Raw genomic sequence first — 20,295 nt, 5'->3', positions numbered from 1 at the left:
TCACTGGTGGCGGCGACGATCCATCATCGACACCTGATGGTCGCGGACCGTCTGTCCCTCGAGCGGGAGCGCCGTCCAATGGCCGTCGGCGCCCAGCTCCCAACACCGGGTGGCGGGATCGAGGGCGGACTCGAAGACGTCGTTGAGCTGTGCGGTCAGTCGCGGATCCTTCACCTGCGCCATGACTTCGACGCGGCGGTCGAGGTTGCGGTGCATCATGTCGGCGCTGCCGATCCAGAACTCGTCGATCGCGCGGAAATGGATGACCCGGGAGTGTTCGAGGAACCGACCCAGGATCGAGCGCACCGTGATGTTGTCGGAGAAACCGGGAACTCCCGGGCGCAGCGCGCAGATACCCCGCACCACGACCTCGACCTTGACCCCGGCCTGCGAGGCGCGGTAGAGCGCGTCGATCACCTGCTCGTCGACCAATGCGTTGGCCTTGAGGCGGATTCGGCCCTCGGCGCCGTCGCGGGCCGCGGCGACCTCCCGTTCGATGCGCTCGATGATGCCCCGGCGCACACCGTGCGGCGCCACCAGCAGGTTGCGGTAGGACACCTTCCGCGAGTAGCCGGTCAGCGAGTTGAACAGATCGGTCAGGTCCGCCCCGATGTCCGGCGCCGCGGTCAGCAACCCGACGTCCTCGTAGAGTCGGGCAGTCTTCGGGTTGTAGTTGCCGGTGCCGATGTGGCAGTAGCGCCGGATCATCGAACCCTCGCGGCGCACCACGAGTGCGGTCTTGCAGTGGGTCTTGAGACCGATCAACCCGTACACCACGTGCACACCCGCACGCTCCAGTGCCCGCGCCCACTTGATGTTGGCCTGTTCGTCGAAGCGGGCCTTGATCTCCACCAGCGCCACCACCTGCTTACCTGCCGCGGCGGCGTCGATGAGCGCGTTGACGATCGGGGAGTCGCCGGAGGTCCGGTACAGGGTCTGCTTGATCGCCAACACGTTCGGATCGGCGGCGGCCTGCTCGATGAAGCGCTGCACCGTCGTCGAGAACGAGTCGTACGGATGGTGCACCAGCACGTCGCCGTCGCGCAGTGTGGCGAAGATGCTCTTGGGTGTCTCGCGCTCCCCGAACGCCGGCGGGGTGGCGGGCACGAACGGCCGGTCCTTCAGCGCGGGACGGTCGACGTCGTAGATCTGCCACAGCGCCGACAGGTCCAGCAGCCCGGGCACCTCTACGACATCGCCGGGATTGACGTCGAGTTCCCGGAGCAGCAACTCGAGCATGCTCTCGGTCATGTCGTCGGAGACCTCGAGGCGCACCGGGGAACCGAACCGCCTGCGCGCCAGTTCGCGTTCCAGCGCCTGCAGCAGATCCTCGTCCCGGTCCTCCTCGACTTCGAAGTCGGCGTTGCGGGTGATGCGGAACGCGTGATGCTCCACGATCTCCAGCCCGGGGAACAGCACCGGCAGGAAGGCGGCGATCAACTCCTCCATGGGTAGGAACCGCGCCTCACCGGAGGTGCCGGTGCGCTGACCGAGCAGGACGAACCGGTCGACGTTGTCGGGCACCTTGATCCGGGCGAAGTGCTGACCGCCGTCGTCGGGCTGTTTGACCATGATGGCGAGGTTGAGCGACAGGCCGCTGACGAACGGGAACGGGTGGGCCGGATCGACTGCCAACGGGGTCAGCACCGGGAACACCTGCTCGTGGAAGTAGGTGGACAGCGCGGCGCGTTCGGCGTCGTCGAGTTGGGCCCAGGTGACGATCACGATGCCCTCGTCGGCGAGCGCGGGCCGCACCGAGTCCAGGAACACGCGGGCGTGGCGGGAGGCGATCTGCTGGGTGCGTTCGCTGATGCGGCGCAACTGCTCACGGGGCGACAGGCCGTCGGCCGAGCGCACCGACAGCCCCATCTCGTCGCGGCGCTTGAGACCCGCGACGCGCACCATGTAGAACTCGTCGAGGTTGGAGGCGAAGATCGCCAGGAACTTCGCCCGCTCCAGCAGCGGCAGCGAGGTGTCCGCGGCCAGCGCCAGCACCCGGGCGTTGAAGTCCAGCCAGCTCAGTTCCCGGTTGAGATACCGGTCGTCGGGCAGGGCGTTGTCGATCGCGGGGGACGTCAGCGCGGGGGGTGCGGCAGGCGGCACCTCGGCCGCAGATTCGGCAGGCTGGGGTTCGCCGTCCTGCGTGCGGAGCTCGGCCTCGGCTTCGGTCATGGGGTGATCCTTCCCTATGGTCGCGACGTCCGGCTACCTCGTTCAGCAGTTGTTCACACCGGCGGCCCGATGGCCCTGGCGGTCGCGGCCCCGATGCCCAGCCGTTGCGCGGCGCGCAGATCGTCGGGGGTGTCGATGTCACAACGCAGCCCAGGCCACGTCCCCGTCAGCTCGACGGCACCCGAACGTCGATGCCGCGCAGCCGAATCGACGCCGAACTGCGGATCGAGCCCGACACCGAACGAGAACAGCGCCGCCGTCCCGGTGCCGTGCCGATCGGCCACGAAACTGCGGGCGTGGGCCCGGGCGGCGCGCACCGCGGCGGCCAGCTCGCCGGACTGCAGAGCAGGCAGATCACCCTGCAGCGCAACGACACTGGGCGTCAAGGACCGCAGCCCGGCCTCGGCGGCGATGATGGCGTTGTTGAGCGGATCGGGGTGGCCGTCCGGCGTCGGATCGTTGAGGACGCGGGCGCCGAGCCCCCGCGCTGCGGCGGCGGCCGCCGGATCGGGGGTGACGACGGTGACGCTCGCGACCGCCGCGGCGGCGGAGACGGTGTCCACGAGCATCGCCAGCACGACCGCCTCGCGGGTGGCGGTGGAGAAGACGGGCGCCAACCGGGTCTTGGCGGCGGCGAGGCGTTTGACGGCCACGATCACCGCCACCTCGCCGTCGGAAGTCCTGCCGCTCATGCGGGCCATCCTGCCAGCCTGCACCGGTCCGGCCCGCCGCTCGACCCCGGGTGGGGCCGAGACCCCCCGCGCTAGGGTTGACCCGTGGTGGAGGCGGCAGTCATGGGTTCCGGTGCCTGGGGCACCGCACTGGCGAAGGTGCTGGCCGACGCCGGCAACGCGGTGACGCTGTGGGCCCGCCGGCCCGAGGTCGCCGCCGAGATCAACGAAACCCACCGCAACAGCGGCTACGTCGGCGACGCCGCGCTGCCCGAATCGATCCGCGCCACCAGTGATGCGGCCGAGGCGCTCGACGGCGCCTGCACCGTGCTGCTGGCGGTGCCGGCGCAGACGCTGCGCACCAACCTCGGCGAGTGGAAGCACCTGATCGGCGACGACGTCACCCTGGTGAGCCTGGCCAAGGGCATCGAGCTCGAGACACTCATGCGGATGAGTCAGGTCATCACCCAGGTGACCGGTGCCGACCCGGCGCGCGTGGCCGCGGTCAGCGGCCCCAACCTGGCCAGCGAGATCGTCGACGAACAGCCGGCGGCCACCGTCGTGGCGTGCAGCGACTCCGGTCGCGCGGTGACGCTGCAGCGCTCTCTGGCAACCGGCTACCTGCGGCCGTACACCAACGCCGACGTCGTCGGCGCCGAGGTGGGTGGTGCGTGTAAGAACGTCATCGCGCTGGCCTCCGGTATGGCCGCCGGTGTGGGGCTGGGGGAGAACACCGCGGCGGCGATCATCACCCGCGGACTGGCCGAGATCATGCGGTTGGGCATCGCGCTGGGTGCGAAACCCGCGACGCTGGCCGGTCTGGCGGGTGTCGGCGACCTGGTGGCCACCTGCACCTCACCGCGTTCGCGCAACCGGTCCTTCGGTGAGCGGTTGGGTCAGGGCAGCACCATGGAGGCGGCGATGCAGGCCACGGGCGGGCATGTGGCGGAGGGGGTCGCGTCCTGCCAGTCGATCCTGGCGCTGGCGGCCAGCTACGACGTGGAGATGCCCCTGACCGACGCGGTGCACCGCGTCTGTCACAAAGGGCTCTCGGTCGACGAGGCCGTCGCGCTGCTGCTGGGCCGCAGCACCAAACCGGAGTGACCGGTATGGAGGGCACCTTCGGCGATTCCACCCGCAGCGTCAAAGCCGTTGCGGCGCAGGCAGTTCCCGGAGAGCCGGTGTCCACCCCGCCGGTGCCGGTGTCGGCCTACCACCTATCGGCCGCCGAGTCCGAAGCCCTCGACACCTACGGCCGCAGCTCCAATCCGACCTGGCGGCGGCTGGAGGCGGCGCTGGCAGAACTCGAGGGCGCGACGGCCGCGCTGACGTTCGCCTCGGGGATGGCGGCCATCACCTCTGCGCTGCGGGTGCTCGTGCGGCCGGGCGCCCGACTGGTGGTGCCGGCCGACGGCTACTACCAGGTGCGCCGCTACGCCGCGGAATACCTTGCGCCGCTTGGCGTCACCGTCATCGAAGCAGCGGCCGCCGACATGTGCGCGGCCGCGGAGACCGCCGACGTGGTGCTGGCCGAGACGCCGGCCAACCCCGGGCTCGACGTAGTCGACCTGCATCACCTCGCGATGAGCTGCCGCAGCCGCAGCGCGGTCCTGGTGGTCGACAACACGACCGCGACCCCGCTCGGCCAGCAACCCCTGTCCCTGGGCGCCGATCTGGTGGTGGCCAGCGCCACCAAGGCGCTCTCGGGGCACAGCGACCTGATCGCCGGCTACGTCGCGGGCAGTCAGCCCGACATGATGGCCGCGATCGAACGTGACCGCCTGCTCGCCGGCGCGATCCTCGGTCCGTTCGAGGCGTGGCTGGTGCTGCGCAGCCTCGGCAGCGCCGGACTGCGGTTCGACCGGCAGTGCCACAACGCCCAGGCCGTGGCGATGCTGCTCCGCGGACACCCCGCGGTGCGTGCCGTGCGCTATCCCGGGCTCCCCGAAGACCCGGCCCATCCGGTCGCGTCCCGGCAGATGAAGCGGTTCGGCGGCCTGGTGTCGTTCGAGTTGGCCGACGCGGCGGCGGTACACACCCTCGTGGAGCGCAGCGCGCTGCTCGTGGCCGCGACCAGCTTCGGCGGCATCCACACCTCGGTCGACCGCCGGGCCCGCTGGGGTGATCCGGTTCCGGCCGGCTTCGCCCGCATCTCGCTGGGCATCGAGGACACCGACGATCTGATCGCCGACCTCGGCGCCGCGTTGGGCTGATATCGAATCGTGCCCGGCGCGGCCGGGACGGTAGCCTCTCCAGATTGTGACCGCCCGCAACCAGCGCACCCGCGTTGCCGTCGTCTATGGCGGGCGCAGCTCCGAACACGCCATCTCCTGCGTCTCGGCAGGCAGCATCCTGCGCAATCTGGACCCAGAGCGGTTCGAGGTCGTCGCCGTCGGTATCACGCCCGGGGGTTCGTGGGTGCTGACCGACGGCGATCCGGACACCCTGGCCATTTCCGACGGCAGGCTGCCCGAGGTCGGCGCCGCGTCGGGCGCCGCGCTGGCGCTGCCCGCCGACCCCGGCCGCAAGGGGGAGCTCGTCTCGCTGGAGCCGAGCGCCGCCGGTGACATCCTGGCCTCGGTGGACGTCGTGTTCCCCGTCCTGCACGGCCCCTACGGGGAGGACGGCACCATCCAGGGTCTGCTGGAACTGGCCGGGGTGCCGTACGTCGGCGCCGGCGTCCTGGCCAGTGCCGCCGGGATGGACAAGGAGTTCACCAAGAAGCTGCTCGCTGCCGAGGGCCTGCCGATCGGCGATCAGGTGGTGTTGCGCCCCGGTCAGTCCACGGTCGACCTCGACGCCCGGGAGCGGCTCGGGCTGCCGGTGTTCGTCAAACCGGCGCGCGGCGGCTCCTCGATCGGTGTCAGTCGCGTCGCGTCGTGGGACGAGCTGCCCGCCGCCATCGAGCTGGCCCGCCGCCATGATCCCAAGGTCATCGTCGAAGCCGCCGTCCCCGGCAGAGAACTCGAATGCGGTGTCCTGGAGTATCCGGACGGCCGAATCGACGCCAGCACCGTGGGCGAGATCCGGGTCGCCGGGGTGCGCGGCCGCGAGGACGGCTTCTACGACTTCTCCACCAAATATCTGGAGGAGGGTGCGGAACTCGACGTGCCCGCCAAGATCGAGGATGACGTCGCCGAGGAGATCCGCCGGCTCGCGATCCGGGCGTTCCGCGCCATCGACTGCCAGGGGCTGGCCCGCGTGGACTTCTTCCTCACCGACGACGGACCCGTGATCAACGAGATCAACACGATGCCGGGGTTCACCACGATCTCCATGTATCCGCGGATGTGGGCTGCCGGGGGCGTGGACTATCCGACGCTGCTCGCCGCCATGGTGGACACCGCGATGGCCAGGGGCACCGGGCTGCGCTGACGACGATGGGGTGAGGGACGAGCCGCTGAGGAGCAGCGCCATGAAGTTGCGTCAGCGCGGCGGACCCGGGTCCAGTGGCTGAGCGGGCAGGGTCTCGCTCACGATCCGCGACAGGACCTGGATGGGGGTCGGGCCGGACTGTTGCGGCAGCGTGAGCGCGATGTACACCGGCCGGTCGACGGCGTACCAGGTGCTGCGGGTCTGCTCGGGTTCGGGCCGGCTGCCCGGCGCCGCCTCCTCACCCACGCGGAACCACTGCACGGCGTCCACCACCTGCAGCGGCACACCGACCACGAAGTCGACCGGACGGTCCAGGCCGCACCGCAGGATGATCGCCTCGGTGTCGGGGCCTGCGTGCCAAGCCGCGGCGCCGGCCGGCGTCGGTTCGGCGGTCGGGGCGCGCTTGAAGTCTCCGAGCATCTCGGGCACCGCGGCGAGCAGTGACCGGCATTCCGGGCCATCGGCCTGCGGCGCGGGCACCGCGGCGATCGCCACCGGCTCCTGATCGGGCTGCCCCTGACGCACCGCGGCGATCCCCAGCACCACCACCAGCGAGGCGACCGCGACCAGGATGGCCGCGATCATCAGCGCTCGCGGCGGCCCGTCGCGCGGTTCGGTGGTCACCCGGCAACTCTATGGGTGCGCTTCCGCGGCGATGGGGCAGGTCAACGTCCGCGTCACACCGGCGACCTGCTGGACGTGCGGCACCACGCCCGACCGCAGCTCCTCCAGGGACTGTCCGCCGATCCGCACGACGACGTCGTAGGGCCCGGTGACGTACTCGGCCGACAGCACGCCGGGCAGCTCGGCCAGCCGCGCGGCCACCACCTCGGCGCGGCCCACCTCGGTCTGGATCAGCATGAATGCCTCGGCCACCCGTCCTCGCCTCCCGTCGCGCCTCATAGACTCTGCCCACAGGGCCAGGGGAACCAAAACTACCGGTGGAGGTGACATGGCGCCGGACGAAGACTCCCGCACGCTGGCGGAGGCGGGCGAATTCTCGGTGATCGACGAGGTGGTGCGCGGCAGGCGCCAACCGGCTGCGGTCACCGTCGGACCCGGCGACGACGGTGCGGTCCTGACCACCCCTGACGGTCGCGTCGTGGTCTCCACCGACATGCTCGTCGAGGGCAGGCATTTCCGGCTGGACTGGTCCACCCCGTACGACGTCGGCCGCAAGGCGATCGCCCAGAACGCCGCGGACATCGAGGCCATGGGGGCGGTCGCGACGGGTTTCGTGGTCGGTTTCGGCGCTCCCGCCGACACCCCGGTGGCGGCGGCGACGGCGCTGTCGGACGGATTGTGGGCGGAGGCGGGGGCGATGGGCGCGGGTATCGCCGGCGGCGACATGGTCAACGCCCCGCAGTGGGTGGTCTCGGTCACCGTCCTCGGGGATCTCGCGGGCCGGTCGCCGGTCTGCCGGGGTGGCGCCCGCCCCGGCGATGTCGTCGCGGTGGCCGGTGATCTGGGCCATTCCGCCGCCGGTTACCGGCTGTGGCAGGAGGACGTCGGGGGGTTCGACACGCTGCGCCGGGTCCACCTGGTGCCCCGGCCGCCCTACGGTCAGGGCCGGGTCGCCGCGGACACCGGCGCGACCGCCATGACCGACGTCTCCGACGGGTTGCTCGCGGATCTAACGCACCTCGCGACGGCGTCGAACTGCACGATCGACGTCTCACGCGACCTGCTCGGCGCCGAGCACCGCGCGCTGACCGCCGCCGCGGCCGCAGTGGGCGCCGATCCGTGGCAGTGGATCCTCGGCGGTGGCGAGGACCACGCCCTGGTCGCCACGTTCCCCGGGGATCCGCCGGTGGGATGGCGCGTCATCGGACGGGTGCTCACGGGGTCACCGCAGGTGTTCGTCGACGGCGCCGACTGGGCCGGCGAACGGGGTTGGCAGTCGTACTGAGCCGATCGTCGGCACCTGCTTGATTCCCCGTCGCTTCGCTCGCCCGAATTGCCCGATTCCCCGTCGCTTCGCTCGCCCGAATTGCCCGATTCCCCGTCGCTTCGCTCGCCCGATAAGTTGGCTTCCCGTGACCGCACGCGCTCTGGAGGACCTCGTCGAACCCGGATGGGCGAAAGCCCTGGCTCCCGTACAGGATCAGGTGACGCGGATGGGGGAGTTCCTGCGCGCGGAGATCGCCGGGGGACAGCGGTATCTGCCCGCGGGACCGAACGTGCTGCGGGCGTTCACGTTCCCGTTCGAGCAGGTGCGGGTGCTGATCGTCGGCCAGGATCCGTATCCGACGCCGGGGCACGCGGTCGGGCTGAGCTTCTCCGTGGCGCCCGAGGTCCGGCCGTTGCCGCGGAGCCTGGCCAACATCTTCACCGAGTACGCCGCTGATCTGGGCCATCCACAGCCCAGCACCGGCGATCTGAGCCCGTGGGCGGAGCGCGGTGTGCTGCTGCTCAACAGGGTGCTCACGGTGCGTCCGGGCACGCCGGCCTCGCACCGTGGGAAGGGTTGGGAGGCGGTCACCGAATGCGCCATCAGAGCGCTGGTGGCCAGGGATCAGCCGATGGTGGCCGTGCTGTGGGGACGCGATGCGTCGACGCTGAAGCCGATGCTGACCGGCACGACATGTATGGCGATCGAATCGCCCCACCCGTCACCGCTGTCAGCGTCACGGGGATTCTTCGGGTCGCGGCCGTTCAGCCGCGCCAACGAACTCCTGCAGGAGATGGGGGCGGACCCCATCGACTGGCGGTTGCCCTAGCGGCGACTCAGCCGCGGGCGACCTTGCCGGCCTTGAGGCACGAGGTGCACACGTTGACGCGCTTCTTGTTGGCGCCCGGAGCCGTCGCGGTGCGCACGCTCTGGATGTTCGGGTTCCACCGACGGCTGGTCCGGCGATGGGAGTGCGACACCGACTTGCCGAAGCCGGGGCCCTTTCCGCAGACATCGCACACGGCAGCCATATGAGAACTCCTCGAATCAGTACTTGGGGGTCCGGGCCTTCGCACCGCGAGGGGCGCGGGCGGACCCGACAACCTGATCAGAATACCGACCGCCCGGGGATAAGCCAAAACGCCCCGGTTGCATCGGTGCCACACCATCCACAGCCCCGAGGTCCGCGCCGCGGCGATGTCCGCGCGGGTGGCTAGGCTGGCCCGCACGACCGGGGCTGTTGCGCAGGAGGTGGGATGTCGGCTCGGCCACTCGACGCTGCCACGTTGCGCAGCTGGGCGCACGCCGCGGTCGAGGACCTGATCACCCACACCGAGGAGATCAACGGGCTGAACGTCTTCCCGGTCGCCGACGCCGACACCGGCACCAACATGTTGTTCACCATGCGCGCGGCCCGGGTGGAGGCCGGCGGGTTGCCGGACACCTGCGCCGGTGACGTCGCGGCCGTCGCATCGGCGCTGGCCCGAGGCGCCCTGCACGGCGCGCGGGGCAATTCCGGGGTGATCCTGTCGCAGATCCTGCGCGGGCTGGCGGAGGAGACGGTGTCCGCGGCCGCCGCGCGCGGCGGCACCCTCGACGCGGTCGACGCCGCCGTGTTCGCCGCCGCTCTGCACCGCGGGGTCGACCTCGCGACCTCCGCACTCGGTGAACTGGTCACCGGCACCATCGTGTCCGTGCTCGGCGCGGCGGCGCAGGCCGCGCAGGCCGCGCTGGACGGTGACGACCTGGCTGTCGTCGTCCGGGCGGCCACCGATGCGGCGGCCAAGGCGCTCGACGAGACCCCCGCCCAGCTCGACGTCCTCGCCGACGCCGGCGTGGTGGACGCCGGCGGGCGCGGACTGCTGGTCCTGCTGGACGCTCTCGACCGCCTGCTGACGGGAACCACCGTCACCCGGGAGACCTATCCGGCGGCCCCCACCGCCCGGACACCGGATGCGACCGTCTCGGGGCCGCCGCAGTACGAGGTGATGTACCTCCTGAGCCGGTGCGGCGCCGACGGGATGCAGATTCTGCGCGGCCGGCTCGAACGGCTCGGGGATTCCGTGGTCATCGCGGCGTCCGCGTCGGGGCAGCCGGGCCGCTACTCGGTGCACGTCCACGCCGACGACGCGGGCGCCGCCGTGGAGGCCGCGCTCGACGTCGGCACCCCCAGCCGGATCCAGATCACCGCGTTGACCGGTGCCAAGGCGGGTTCGCACGGCGGATGGAGCCGGCAGCGGGCGGTGCTGGCGGTGGTCGACGGTACGGGCGCCGCCGAACTGTTCGCCGGTGAGGGCGCGCACGTCCTGCGCCGGCCGGAACAGCCGCTGCAGGTCAGCGCCAAGGACCTCGTCGGCGCGCTCGTCGACGCCGGGGCCGGGCAGGCACTGCTGCTGCCCAACGGTTACGTCCCCGCCGAGGAACTCGTCGCGGCCTGCACGGCGGCTACCGGTCTGGGCATCGACGTGGTGCCGGTGCCGGCCGGGTCGATGGTGCAGGGGCTGGCCGCGCTGGCCGTGCACGATCCGGGGCGCGCCCCCGTCGACGACGGCTACACAATGGCCCGCGCCGCCGCGTCGGCCCGGCACGGCACGGTCCGGGTCGCGACCGAGGAGGCACTGACGTGGGCGGGTTCCTGCGCCCCCGGCGACGGGCTCGGCATCTCCGGTGACGAGGTGGTGATCGTGGGCCCGGATCTGGTCGCGGCGGCCGCCGGGCTGATCGACCTGCTGCTGCTGTCCGGCGGCGACCTGGTCACAGTGCTGACCGGCGACGGCGTCGACGCCGCGGTGGGCGATGCGTTGCGTAGGCACGTGCACCGCGAGCACCCCGGCACCGAACTGGTCGACTATTACACCGGCCACGGTGGCGACGCGCTGCTGATCGGGGTGGAGTGACGTGGCCGTCCTGACCGACCGCCTCGACATGGTCATCGGGGCCAAGTCGGCGAAACCGCTGGAGGAGCATTTCGGCATCCGCACCGTCAACGATCTGCTGCGGCACTATCCGCGCAAGTACAGCGACGGGATGACGGTGCGGGGCGAGGGCGAGATGCTCGACCTCGAAGAAGGCGACCACGTCACGTTCGTCGACGAGATCGCAAAAGCCGTCCCCGGCGACATGAAGCCGGTGCCCGGCAAGCCCCCCCGGAAGTACTTGCGTATCACGCTGGAGAACCGCACCCCGACCGTCACCGCCACCTTCTTCAACGCGGGCTGGATGATCGCCAAGCTGCCCGTCGGCACCCGGCTGATGCTCTCCGGTGAGGTGAAGTACTTCCGAAACACCCTGCAGTTGTCGCATCCGGCTTTCCTCGTCCTCGAATCGCCGGCCGGCAAGACCATCGGCACCAAATCGCTCAAGACCATCGCGTCGTCGTCCAACGCCACGGGTGACGATCTGCTCGCGGCATTCGAGAAAGAGTTCTTCCCGATCTACCCGGCGGCGGCCAAGGTGCAGAGCTGGGACATCTACGCCTGCGTCCGCCAGGTGCTCGACGTCCTCGACCCGGTGTCGGAGACGCTGCCGGAATCCTTTGTGCGCGAACACGGTTTGATGTCCGAGGACGCCGCGCTGCGCGCCATCCACCTCGCCGAGAACACGCGCCAGCGCGACGCCGCGCGCGAGCGACTGACCTTCGACGAGGCGGTCGGCATGCAGTGGGGCCTGGTGTCCCGCCGGCACGGTGAGCTGACCCAGACCGGCCCGCAGGCGTCCCTGCGTCCCGACGGCCTCGTCGCCGCGATGCGCGAACGGCTGCCGTTCGACCTGACCGACGGACAGCGTGAAGTCCTTTCGGTGCTGTCGGGCGAGTTGGCCGGCAGCCGGCCGATGAACCGGATGCTGCAGGGCGAGGTGGGTTCCGGCAAGACGATCGTCTCCATCCTGGCGATGCTGCAGGTGATCGATGCCGGCTACCAGTGCGCCATGCTCGCTCCCACCGAAGTGCTTGCGGCCCAACATGACCGGTCGATCCGCGAGATCCTGGGTCCGCTGGCGATGGCCGGTCAGCTCGGCGGCGCCGAGAACGCCACCCGGGTCGCCCTGCTCACCGGCTCGATGTCGGCGGCGCAGAAGCGGCAGGTGCGCAACGAGGTGGCCGCCGGAACGGCCGGCATCGTCATCGGCACCCACGCCCTGCTCCAGGATGCGGTCGAATTCGACAACCTCGGCATGGTCGTCGTCGACGAGCAGCACCGGTTCGGGGTGGAACAGCGAGACCGGTTGCGCGCCAAAGCTCGTGCCGACGTCACCCCGCATCTGCTGGTGATGACCGCGACACCCATCCCACGCACGGTGGCGCTGACGATCTACGGCGACCTCGAGACCTCCACGCTGCGGGAACTGCCCCGCGGTCGCCAGCCGATCACCACCAGGACCATCTTCATCACCCAGCAACCCACCTGGCTGGACCGCGCCTGGGCCCGCATCGCCGAGGAGGTGCACGCCGGCAGGCAGGCTTACGTCGTCGCATCGCGGATCGACGAGAGCGAGGAGCCCGCCTCCGGATCGGGGCAGGGAACCGGCCCGCCGCCGATCACCGTCATCGCCCTGCTGGACCAGCTGCGGGCCGGACCGCTGGCCGGGCTGCGGCTCGGTCTGATGCACGGCAGGCTATCCGGGGACGAGAAGGACGCGGTGATGTCGGCGTTCCGGGCCGGCGAGATCGACGTGCTGGTGTGCACCACCGTGATCGAGGTCGGCGTCGACGTGCCGAACGCCACTGTGATGGTGGTGATGGACGCCGACCGGTTCGGCATCAGCCAGCTGCACCAGCTGCGCGGCCGGATCGGCCGCGGCAGCCACCCGAGCCTGTGCTTACTGGCGACCCGGCTGCCGGAAGGTTCGCGGGCCGGCCGGCGGCTGACCGCGGTTGCGGGCACCCTCGACGGGTTCGCGCTCGCCGACCTCGACCTCTACGAGCGCAGGGAGGGCGACGTGCTGGGCCGGCACCAGTCCGGCACGCTCAACTCGCTGCACTTCCTCTCGCTGGCCGAACACCTGGAGGTCATCCTCGCCGCACGGGAACTCTGCGAGGACCTCTACGACCGGGAACCCGGTCACCCGGGGATGACGGTGTTGGCCGAACCGTTCCTCGTCGCCGGTCGGGTCGACTACCTGGACAAGACGTGAATCGCACCACCGGCTGGCTGGCCGCCATGGTGGCCGTCGCGATCATCGTCGCGGTCGGCGCCGTCACCACCGACCGGTACGACGACCGCTTCACCGCGCAGGCCGACATCCCCACCGTCGCACCGGGGGTCGACATCGTGGCCGGGATTGTGGAGATCCCCGCGCGCATCCGTGGGCACGACTACCGGCGCGACGCGTTCGGCGACTCGTGGACCGACGACACCGACGCACCGGGCGGCCGCAACGGGTGCGACACCCGCAACGACATCCTGGAGCGCGATCTGGTCGACAAAACCTACGTGGCAATCAGCCGATGTCCGCGCGCGGTCGCGACCGGAACGTTGCACGACCCGTACACCAACACCGCGGTCGCGTTCGTGCGGGGCAACCAGACCGGAGCATCGGTACAGATCGACCACATCGTCCCGCTCGCGCTGGCGTGGGACCTCGGGGCCAGGGCGTGGCCCGACACGCTGCGCACCCGCTTCGCCAACGATCCGGCGAATCTGCTTGCCGTACAGGGCAAGGCGAACCAGGACAAGGGTGACGATCCGCCGGCCGAGTGGATGCCGCCGAACCGCGCGTTCTGGTGTCAGTACGCCGTGCAGTTCACCGCGGTGCTGCGGGGATACGGACTGCCCGTGGACGCACCCTCGGCCGTGGTGCTACGCGAGGCCTCGGCGACCTGCCCGGCGGGCTGAGTGGATGCGCCGCCTGCGCACCTGTCAGTCGTTGCCTCTCGCCGGGGGATCCACGGCCACACCGCTGGAGTCGTGTTCGGGTCCGGCGGCCGGGTGCTCGGCCGGAACACGGCTACGGAAACGTTCTGCCTCGCTGGCGCCGCTGGGTGATCCCGTCCGATCCGGACTGCGGTACGGCCCGGGCTTGGACCGGGGGGTCCCACCCGGCAACGCCAGCCGAAAGATGGTGCGGTGCACCGAGAACCACTGCTTACCGAACCGCCCCGAGTTGTAGGGCAGCTCGTAGCGCTCACAGATGTCCTTGACCTTCGGCGCGATTTCGGCGTAGCGGCTGCTGGGCATGTCCGGGTAGAGGTGGTGCTCGACCTGGTAGCCGAGGTTTCCGCTGATGACGTGGAACAGCGGGCTGCCCTCGATGTTGGCCGCGCCGAGTAACTGTCGGACGTACCAACCACCGCGGGTCTCGTTCTCGACCTCCTCTTCGGTGAATGTCCACGTCTGGTCGGGGAAGTGGCCACAGAAGATGATGGCGTGCGCCCACACGTTGCGGATGAGGTTGGCCAACACATCGGCGCCGAGGGTCCGCAGGTAGGTGCTCTCGACGCCGGACAATTGATCCGCGACACGCGCAGCAGCGCCGACGCGGCGGCTACCGGTGATGCGCCGCAACCGATTTCCGAGGCGCGAGTGGGTGGGCGTCTCCAGGCGGCCGCGTGACACCAACTGCGCCAGCGCGAACGCCCCCGCGCTGACCAGCGGCCAGCCGATGTAATCCTTGACGATCTGTTGGCGGGCCTTGCCGCCGATCGCCTTGAAGTCCTCCTTGAGATCCTTCAACTTCTTCTCGCCACGGAAGAGTGCCTCGACGTCGGTGTCGTGGACGGCCACGCCCCACTCGAAGAGGACCGTGAGCAGGAAGTTGTAGAACGGTTGGCCGAGGTTGCTGGGACGCCACTTCTGGTTGGGATCGATGCGCATGATCTCGTAACCGAGATCCTTGTCCTTGCCCAGGATGTTCGTATACGTGTGGTGGATGTAGTTGTGCGAATGCTTCCACGCCTTGGCGCTCGAGGCGGTGTCCCAGTCCCAGACCGAGGAATGCACGTCGGGATCGTTCATCCAATCCCACTGCCCGTGCAGGATGTTGTGACCCAACTCCATGTTCTCGAGGATCTTGGCCATGCTCAGGCAGGCCGTGCCGAGCACCCACGCCGCGGGCGACCGCGACGCCAACAGCAGGACGCGCCCGGCGACCACGATCTGCCGCTGCACCGAGATCACGGTCTTGATGTAGTGGCGATCCCGGTCGCCGAGTTCGGCGAACACCTCGTCGTGGATCGCGTCGAACTCCTTGGCGAGTTTTTCCAGCTCCTGCTCGCTGAGACGGGTGAGTGGGCTGGCGGCGGTGATCGTCATCGACTATCCCTTTCGATCAGAGTTCGAGTTCCACGTCGCCCTCGGCGGCGTGGATGCAGATTCGTACGTCGCCACCGGTCGGCTCGGTGACCTCGCCGGAACGGAGGTCTCGGACCTTCCCCGACTTCAACGTGCCCGTGCAGGTGTGACAGATGCCGATCCGGCAGCCGAAGGCGAGGTTGAGGCCCGCCTGCTCGCCGGCTTCGAGAATCGGTGTGCCGCCGGGACATTCGGCGGTTTCGTCGCTGTCGAGGAAGGTGACGGTGCCACCCTCTCCGGCTCCGGCATTGCCGCCGATCTTGGGTTGGAACCTCTCGTAGTGCAGTCGGTCCGCATCGCCGTTCTGCTCCCAGTGGTCGATGAGGGCATCGAGGAGTTCGCCGGGTCCTGAGCAGAACGCCTCCCGCTCGCGCCAGTCCGGGCACGCGTCGTCGAGTTCCTCCGGCCCGAACCGACCACGTTCGGAGGTGAGCCGGATGTCCAGCCGCATCCCGTCATGGCGATGTTCGAGGTCTTCGAGGACCGACCGGAACATGACGTGATCGCGGGTGCGGTCGGAGTGGATGACCACGACGTCACCGAGTTGGTCACGGTGGTCCAGACTGCGCAACATGCTGATGATCGGCGTGATCCCGCTGCCGGCGCTGATGAACAACATCTTGGCCGGAAGCGGGTCGGGCAGGGTGAACTGACCCTCGATCTCACCCAGTCGCACGAGTTCGCCGGGCTGGATCTTCTGCACCAGGTAGGGCGACACCACGCCGCTGTCGACCTTCTTGGGCGTCACGCTGATCAACCCGTCCTCCGGCTGGGGGTCGGACGTCAGCGAATAGGCACGCCAGTGGTAGCGGCCATCGATCACGAGGCCGAGCCGTACGTACTGCCCCGGTTTGTGACCCGGCCACTCGTAACTGGGTCGGATCAGGACACTCGCGGCCTCAGATCCGCGGGGCTCGATCCGCTCGACCTTGCCGCGCAACTCCTTCGTGGTCCAGAGCGGGTTGATCATCTCCAGGTAGTCGTCGGGTTTCAACGGCCTGAACAAGTGCTGTATCGCCCGCAGGAAGAGTCGGCGTCCGCGTGGGACTGGCGGCTCGGCACCCCGTTCGGCCATGTGTGATGGACCCCCTCTCCCGGCGCGAAATGTGAGATGCGCCATGTTCGATGGGGGTCGGGTTCCCGCCTGGAGCGAACTGAAACCCTCTTGGGCTCGGGTTCTAATCGTGTATCAGCGTGGAAGACTCGATGGCATGCCGAGCCGCCGGACCCGCCGCACCGATGCCGTGCCGTCAGAGGTCATCCACGCGACGCTGCGGTCTGCCGAACAGCTGGGACGCGACGTCGCCGACGTCCCGATCGTCATGATCGCCCACGCCCTCGGAGTCTCGCGGAGCACGCTGTTGCGGCGCCTCGGAGGGTCGCGGAAGACTTTGGACGATGCGGTGCGCGAGCTGGGTGTCGATCCCGGGGGACGGCCTCCGGTGCGGTCACGCGCGATCGAGGCGGCGGCACACCTCATCGGTACGGGCGGGGTGTCGTCGGCCTCGCTGGAAGCCGTCGCCTCCCGAGCGGACTGTTCGGTGCAGAGCCTCTACGCCGCATTCGGTGGACGCGAGGCTCTGCTGGAAGCCGTGTACGACCGCTACATTCCACCGCTCGACGTCTCGGCGCTGCTGAGCGACGAGTCCCACACCGGGGTGAAGGACACGGTTCGCGCCGTCTACCGGGCGCTCGTCGAACTCTGTTCTCGCGAGCCGCGGGTGCTGTCAGCCGTGCTGGCCGAGACGTTGGCCCGTCCCGCCGGGCCCGGCGGCGCCGTCCTCATCGAGCACGGCGCGCTGCGAACGGTCGCCGTACTCGGCGAATGGCTCGACAGCCAGGTCGCGGCCGGACGGATCCGCGATCTCCCCGGACCCGTTCTCATCCAACAGTTCATCAGCCCCGTGCTGGTGCACGCGGTGATGCGACCGGGACTGGAACACTTTCCCCACGTGAGCCCGCCCGACCTGCAGGCCAGTTGCGACTTCTTCGCCGACGCCTTTCTGCGGGGCGTCGCCGTTCCGGACTCAGCGTCCGACGAAACGCAGTGACGGCTACGGACCGGTGTAGGTCTCCGGATCGGGCCGGAACCGGGTGCCCTCGTCGAGACCGTTGAGGGTGGCCATCTGCTCCTCGGTGAGCTCGAAGTCGAACACGTCGAGGTTGGACACGATGCGCTCCGGTGTCGCGGAGCGGGGGATGACCACGTTGCCGAGCTGGATGCTCCAGCGGATCAGCACCTGCGCCGGCGTCTTGCCGTGCGCCTCGGCGATCGGGGTGACGGCGGGATGGTCGAGCAGCCGGCCGACCCCGAGCGGTCCGTAGGCCTCGGTGACGACGTCGTTCTCGGCGTTGACCGCCCGCATCGCGGCCTGGTTGAGCAGCGGGTGCAGTTCGATCTGGTTGATCGCAGGGGTGAAGAACGACAGCTGGATGATGTCCAGCAGATGCTCTTCGTTGAAGTTGCAGACGCCGATCGAGCGGGCCAGCCCGTCCTGACGCGACTTCATCATGCCGCCCCAGCTGTCGACGTACTTGCCCTGCTCACCGGCGGGCCAGTGGATCAGGTAGAGGTCGACGTAGTCGAGGTTCAACCGCTCGAGGCTCGCGCGGATCGCGTCCTGCGACGACTGGAAGCCCAGATCTGCGACCGCCAGCTTGGTGGTCACGAAGATCTCCTCGCGGGGGATGCCCGACGCGTTGACCGCCCGGCCGACGGCCGCCTCGTTGCCGTACACCGCGGCGGTGTCGATCAACCGGTAGCCGGCCTCCAGCGCGGTGGACACCGACCGCTCGGTCTCCTCGTCCGACAGTTCACCGACGCCGAGCCCGATGACCGGGATCGTGTTCTCGTCGTTGAGGGTGATGGTCGGAATCGCAGCCTGCCCAAGATCCGAGGTCATGGCACCTATCCTGTGAAGTTGAAGGTTCGGGGATCGGGACCCAGCCGCGTGCCGTCCGCGAGCGAGGCGATGGACGTCATGTCCTGCTCGCTCAACTCGAAGTCGAACACGTCGAAATTGCTCGCAATCCGCTGCGGGTTGACCGACTTGGGGATGACGATATTACCGAGTTGTATATGCCACCTAATCAAGGCCTGCGCAGCGGTTTTCCCGTGCGCCTCGGCGACCTGGGTCACGGTCGGGTGCGTCAGCAGTGAACCCTGGCCGAGCGGACTCCACGCCTCGGTGGCGATTCCCAACTGCGCGTGCAGCTCTCGGAGCTCCTCCTGGGGTAGCAGCGGATGCAGTTCGATCTGGTTGACCGATGGCACGATGCCCGTCTCGTCGATCAGCACGTGCAGGTGTTCGGGTTCGAAGTTGCTCACGCCGATCGACCGGATGCGACCGTCGTCACGCAGCTTGGCGAACGCCTTGAATGTCTCGACGAACAGGTTCTTCTCCGGCACCGGCCAGTGGATGAGATAGAGGTCGAGGTGCTCGACCCCGAGCCGGGCGACGCTGGCCTCGAACGCCGACAGCGTCTTGTCATAGCCCTGCTCGGAGTTCCACAGCTTCGTCACCAGGTACACCTCGTCGCGGTCGAGCCCCGATCCGGCGATCGCGCGGCCCGTCTCCGTCTCGTTGCCGTACGCTGCGGCCGTGTCGATGTGCCGGTAGCCGGCGACCAGCGCCGCGCTCACCGCGCGTTCGGTGTCTTCGGCCGGCGTCTGCCAGACACCGAGCCCCACCTGGGGGATTGTGATGCCGTCATTGAGCGTCAACAGAGGAGCAGCCATGTCGTCGAGTCTGCCAGTCGGTGCACCGTCCGCCGGACCGCCCGCAGCGCACGTCGACCTTGCGCCGCGTGGTAAGAGCCGCGTGCGCGACGCCGCCGTCAACGGCGCCACCCGGATCTCGCTGCGGGTCATCCCGCTGCTGCCGGACCCCGTCAAGCGGCTGCTGCTGGGACGGCGCACCGTCACCGTCGACGGCAACACCCTCGACACCACACTGCAGTTCCTGCTCAGCGCTCAGCGTGCCGCCGGTCTCGGTGGTCTGGTGTCCAGCCCGGACGTCGCCGCCGCCCGCGAGCAGCTGCGGATCACCTCGGCGATGATGGTCGCCCACATCGCCGTCGACGTCTCGGAGCTGTCGATCCCCGGACCGGCGGGTGCGATGCGGGCACGCCTGTACCGGCCGTACGGCTCCACCGAGGGGCTGCCGCTGCTGGTCTTCTACCACGGCGGCGGCTTCGTGCTGGGCGACCTCGACACTCACGACGACCTGTGCCGGCTCATCAGCCGCGACGGGAAGATGGCGGTGCTGTCCGTCGACTACCGGCTCGCACCCGAGCACAAGGCGCCCGCCGCCGCCCACGACGCGTACGCCGCCTACCGCTGGGCCCGCGAGCACGCCGCCGACCTCGGCGCCGACGTCGACCGCATCGCGGTGGGCGGGGACAGTGCCGGGGGCAATCTGGCCGCGGTGGTCTCGCAACTCACCCGCGACGACGGATTCCCCATGCCCGCACTGCAGGTGCTGATCTATCCCGTGGTCGACGTGTGCAGCGACACCCGGTCGAAGACCCTGTTCGCCGACGGCTACTTCCTGACCAAACGGGACATGAACTGGTTCATGGACCACTATCTCGACGGTGCGGAGGTCGACTCGCGCGACCCGATCGTCTCGCCGCTGCTGGCCGCCGATCTGTCCGGTCTCCCGCCGGCGCTGGTGCTGACCGGCGGATTCGACCCGCTGCGCGACGAGGGCAACGCCTACGCGGAGGCAATGCGCGCCGCCGGCGTGCCGGTCGATCTGCGCAAGGAGGGCACGCAGGTGCACGCGTTCGCCAACTTCTTCCCGCTGGGCGGGGGCAGCGCAGCGGCGACCGCGGGGATGATCTCGGCCATCCGCGCGCACCTCAGCCGCAGTTAGGGCCCTCGCCGAGGCCGCCG

General features: G+C 69.6%; 19 protein-coding genes. 10 read left to right on the top strand and 9 right to left on the bottom strand.

The window, feature by feature from the left end:
* Positions 1-2,172 (bottom strand): RNA degradosome polyphosphate kinase, encoded by a 2,172-nt coding sequence (locus A5757_RS03085; RefSeq protein WP_066828535.1) that lies wholly within the window; start codon positions 2,170-2,172, stop codon positions 1-3.
* Between the two features lie 53 nt (positions 2,173-2,225).
* Entirely contained in the window at positions 2,226-2,864 is a 639-nt protein-coding gene (gene cofC / locus A5757_RS03080) for a 2-phospho-L-lactate guanylyltransferase (protein WP_066828534.1), read from the bottom strand.
* 102 nt (positions 2,865-2,966) lie between these two features.
* Between cofC and A5757_RS03075 the strand changes: the two genes are divergently transcribed.
* From A5757_RS03075 to A5757_RS03065, 3 genes are read left to right on the top strand one after another with little or no spacing between them, the layout of a single operon-like run.
* Positions 2,967-3,947 (top strand): NAD(P)H-dependent glycerol-3-phosphate dehydrogenase, encoded by a 981-nt coding sequence (locus A5757_RS03075; protein WP_066828533.1) that lies wholly within the window; start codon positions 2,967-2,969, stop codon positions 3,945-3,947.
* Positions 3,948-3,952: 5 nt separating this feature from the next.
* Positions 3,953-5,056, top strand: coding sequence for a cystathionine gamma-lyase (locus A5757_RS03070; RefSeq protein ID WP_066828707.1), 1,104 nt, complete (start codon positions 3,953-3,955; stop codon positions 5,054-5,056).
* A 46-nt stretch (positions 5,057-5,102) separates the two neighbouring features.
* On the top strand, positions 5,103-6,218 hold the full coding sequence (locus A5757_RS03065) for a D-alanine--D-alanine ligase family protein (RefSeq protein WP_066828532.1): 1,116 nt from the start codon (positions 5,103-5,105) through the stop codon (positions 6,216-6,218).
* A 51-nt stretch (positions 6,219-6,269) separates the two neighbouring features.
* Here the strand turns inward: A5757_RS03065 and A5757_RS03060 are convergent, their stop codons facing one another.
* Entirely contained in the window at positions 6,270-6,803 is a 534-nt protein-coding gene (locus A5757_RS03060; protein WP_066828705.1) for a DUF3515 domain-containing protein, read from the bottom strand.
* 48 nt (positions 6,804-6,851) lie between these two features.
* Positions 6,852-7,094: an Lrp/AsnC ligand binding domain-containing protein gene (locus tag A5757_RS03055; RefSeq protein WP_066828531.1), complete on the bottom strand. Its 243-nt coding sequence runs from the start codon at positions 7,092-7,094 to the stop codon at positions 6,852-6,854.
* Between the two features lie 76 nt (positions 7,095-7,170).
* Here A5757_RS03055 and A5757_RS03050 point away from each other — a divergent pair, with 76 nt between their 5' ends.
* Positions 7,171-8,127 (top strand): thiamine-phosphate kinase, encoded by a 957-nt coding sequence (locus tag A5757_RS03050; RefSeq protein ID WP_066828530.1) that lies wholly within the window; start codon positions 7,171-7,173, stop codon positions 8,125-8,127.
* A 127-nt stretch (positions 8,128-8,254) separates the two neighbouring features.
* Positions 8,255-8,938: a uracil-DNA glycosylase gene (locus A5757_RS03045; RefSeq protein ID WP_066828529.1), complete on the top strand. Its 684-nt coding sequence runs from the start codon at positions 8,255-8,257 to the stop codon at positions 8,936-8,938.
* Between the two features lie 7 nt (positions 8,939-8,945).
* Here the strand turns inward: A5757_RS03045 and rpmB are convergent, their stop codons facing one another.
* The gene (gene rpmB / locus A5757_RS03040) at positions 8,946-9,140 is read right to left on the bottom strand and encodes a 50S ribosomal protein L28 (RefSeq protein ID WP_066828528.1); all 195 of its coding nucleotides are present in this window, start codon (positions 9,138-9,140) and stop codon (positions 8,946-8,948) included.
* A 225-nt stretch (positions 9,141-9,365) separates the two neighbouring features.
* Here rpmB and A5757_RS03035 point away from each other — a divergent pair, with 225 nt between their 5' ends.
* From A5757_RS03035 to A5757_RS03025, 3 genes are read left to right on the top strand one after another with little or no spacing between them, the layout of a single operon-like run.
* Positions 9,366-11,006 carry a DAK2 domain-containing protein gene (locus tag A5757_RS03035; RefSeq protein ID WP_066828527.1) on the top strand — a complete coding sequence of 547 codons (1,641 nt, stop codon included), beginning with the start codon at positions 9,366-9,368 and terminating at the stop codon, positions 11,004-11,006.
* A 1-nt stretch (position 11,007) separates the two neighbouring features.
* The gene (gene recG / locus A5757_RS03030) at positions 11,008-13,242 is read left to right on the top strand and encodes an ATP-dependent DNA helicase RecG (protein ID WP_066828526.1); all 2,235 of its coding nucleotides are present in this window, start codon (positions 11,008-11,010) and stop codon (positions 13,240-13,242) included.
* A gap of 26 nt (positions 13,243-13,268) precedes the next feature.
* Positions 13,269-13,943 (top strand): HNH endonuclease family protein, encoded by a 675-nt coding sequence (locus A5757_RS03025; protein ID WP_156618151.1) that lies wholly within the window; start codon positions 13,269-13,271, stop codon positions 13,941-13,943.
* Between the two features lie 24 nt (positions 13,944-13,967).
* Here A5757_RS03025 and A5757_RS03020 read toward each other — a convergent pair whose 3' ends face one another.
* The gene (locus A5757_RS03020) at positions 13,968-15,359 is read right to left on the bottom strand and encodes an acyl-CoA desaturase (RefSeq protein WP_066828524.1); all 1,392 of its coding nucleotides are present in this window, start codon (positions 15,357-15,359) and stop codon (positions 13,968-13,970) included.
* A 16-nt stretch (positions 15,360-15,375) separates the two neighbouring features.
* Positions 15,376-16,473: a ferredoxin reductase gene (locus A5757_RS03015; RefSeq protein WP_066828523.1), complete on the bottom strand. Its 1,098-nt coding sequence runs from the start codon at positions 16,471-16,473 to the stop codon at positions 15,376-15,378.
* A 136-nt stretch (positions 16,474-16,609) separates the two neighbouring features.
* Here A5757_RS03015 and A5757_RS03010 point away from each other — a divergent pair, with 136 nt between their 5' ends.
* The gene (locus tag A5757_RS03010; protein ID WP_066828522.1) at positions 16,610-17,449 is read left to right on the top strand and encodes a TetR/AcrR family transcriptional regulator; all 840 of its coding nucleotides are present in this window, start codon (positions 16,610-16,612) and stop codon (positions 17,447-17,449) included.
* 3 nt (positions 17,450-17,452) lie between these two features.
* On the opposite strand, the gene A5757_RS03005 is transcribed toward A5757_RS03010, so the two are convergent.
* Together A5757_RS03005 and A5757_RS03000 are read right to left on the bottom strand one after the other, a co-directional pair.
* Entirely contained in the window at positions 17,453-18,301 is an 849-nt protein-coding gene (locus A5757_RS03005) for an aldo/keto reductase (protein ID WP_066828521.1), read from the bottom strand.
* Positions 18,302-18,306: 5 nt separating this feature from the next.
* Positions 18,307-19,137, bottom strand: a complete 831-nt coding sequence (locus A5757_RS03000; RefSeq protein WP_066828520.1) for an aldo/keto reductase — start codon at positions 19,135-19,137, stop codon at positions 18,307-18,309.
* Between A5757_RS03000 and A5757_RS02995 the strand changes: the two genes are divergently transcribed.
* Positions 19,136-20,275: an alpha/beta hydrolase gene (locus tag A5757_RS02995; protein ID WP_066828519.1), complete on the top strand. Its 1,140-nt coding sequence runs from the start codon at positions 19,136-19,138 to the stop codon at positions 20,273-20,275. The genes A5757_RS03000 and A5757_RS02995 overlap by 2 nt on opposite strands.
* The last annotated feature ends 20 nt before the right edge of the window (positions 20,276-20,295 follow it).

Source organism: Mycobacterium sp. 852013-51886_SCH5428379, from assembly GCF_001665575.1.
In the GTDB taxonomy this organism is placed as follows: domain Bacteria; phylum Actinomycetota; class Actinomycetes; order Mycobacteriales; family Mycobacteriaceae; genus Mycobacterium.
The sequence above is the reverse complement of the archived record's forward strand: the minus strand, read 5'-3'. Positions and strand labels throughout refer to the sequence as shown.

What these genes read in the sequence shown, in the direction of transcription:
- A5757_RS03070 (WP_066828707.1), top strand. Translation starts at nt 3,953, where the DNA reads ATGGAGGGCACCTTCGGCGATTCCACCCGCAGCGTCAAAGCCGTTGCG.
- A5757_RS03035 (WP_066828527.1), top strand. Translation starts at nt 9,366, where the DNA reads ATGTCGGCTCGGCCACTCGACGCTGCCACGTTGCGCAGCTGGGCGCAC.
- A5757_RS03085 (WP_066828535.1), bottom strand. Translation starts at nt 2,172, where the DNA reads ATGACCGAAGCCGAGGCCGAGCTCCGCACGCAGGACGGCGAACCCCAG.
- A5757_RS03050 (WP_066828530.1), top strand. Translation starts at nt 7,171, where the DNA reads ATGGCGCCGGACGAAGACTCCCGCACGCTGGCGGAGGCGGGCGAATTC.
- A5757_RS03005 (WP_066828521.1), bottom strand. Translation starts at nt 18,301, where the DNA reads ATGACCTCGGATCTTGGGCAGGCTGCGATTCCGACCATCACCCTCAAC.
- A5757_RS03020 (WP_066828524.1), bottom strand. Translation starts at nt 15,359, where the DNA reads ATGACGATCACCGCCGCCAGCCCACTCACCCGTCTCAGCGAGCAGGAG.
- rpmB (WP_066828528.1), bottom strand. Translation starts at nt 9,140, where the DNA reads ATGGCTGCCGTGTGCGATGTCTGCGGAAAGGGCCCCGGCTTCGGCAAG.
- cofC (WP_066828534.1), bottom strand. Translation starts at nt 2,864, where the DNA reads ATGAGCGGCAGGACTTCCGACGGCGAGGTGGCGGTGATCGTGGCCGTC.
- A5757_RS03025 (WP_156618151.1), top strand. Translation starts at nt 13,269, where the DNA reads ATGGTGGCCGTCGCGATCATCGTCGCGGTCGGCGCCGTCACCACCGAC.
- A5757_RS03010 (WP_066828522.1), top strand. Translation starts at nt 16,610, where the DNA reads ATGCCGAGCCGCCGGACCCGCCGCACCGATGCCGTGCCGTCAGAGGTC.
- A5757_RS03075 (WP_066828533.1), top strand. Translation starts at nt 2,967, where the DNA reads ATGGGTTCCGGTGCCTGGGGCACCGCACTGGCGAAGGTGCTGGCCGAC.
- A5757_RS03060 (WP_066828705.1), bottom strand. Translation starts at nt 6,803, where the DNA reads ATGATCGCGGCCATCCTGGTCGCGGTCGCCTCGCTGGTGGTGGTGCTG.
- A5757_RS03000 (WP_066828520.1), bottom strand. Translation starts at nt 19,137, where the DNA reads ATGGCTGCTCCTCTGTTGACGCTCAATGACGGCATCACAATCCCCCAG.
- A5757_RS02995 (WP_066828519.1), top strand. Translation starts at nt 19,136, where the DNA reads ATGTCGTCGAGTCTGCCAGTCGGTGCACCGTCCGCCGGACCGCCCGCA.
- A5757_RS03015 (WP_066828523.1), bottom strand. Translation starts at nt 16,473, where the DNA reads ATGGCCGAACGGGGTGCCGAGCCGCCAGTCCCACGCGGACGCCGACTC.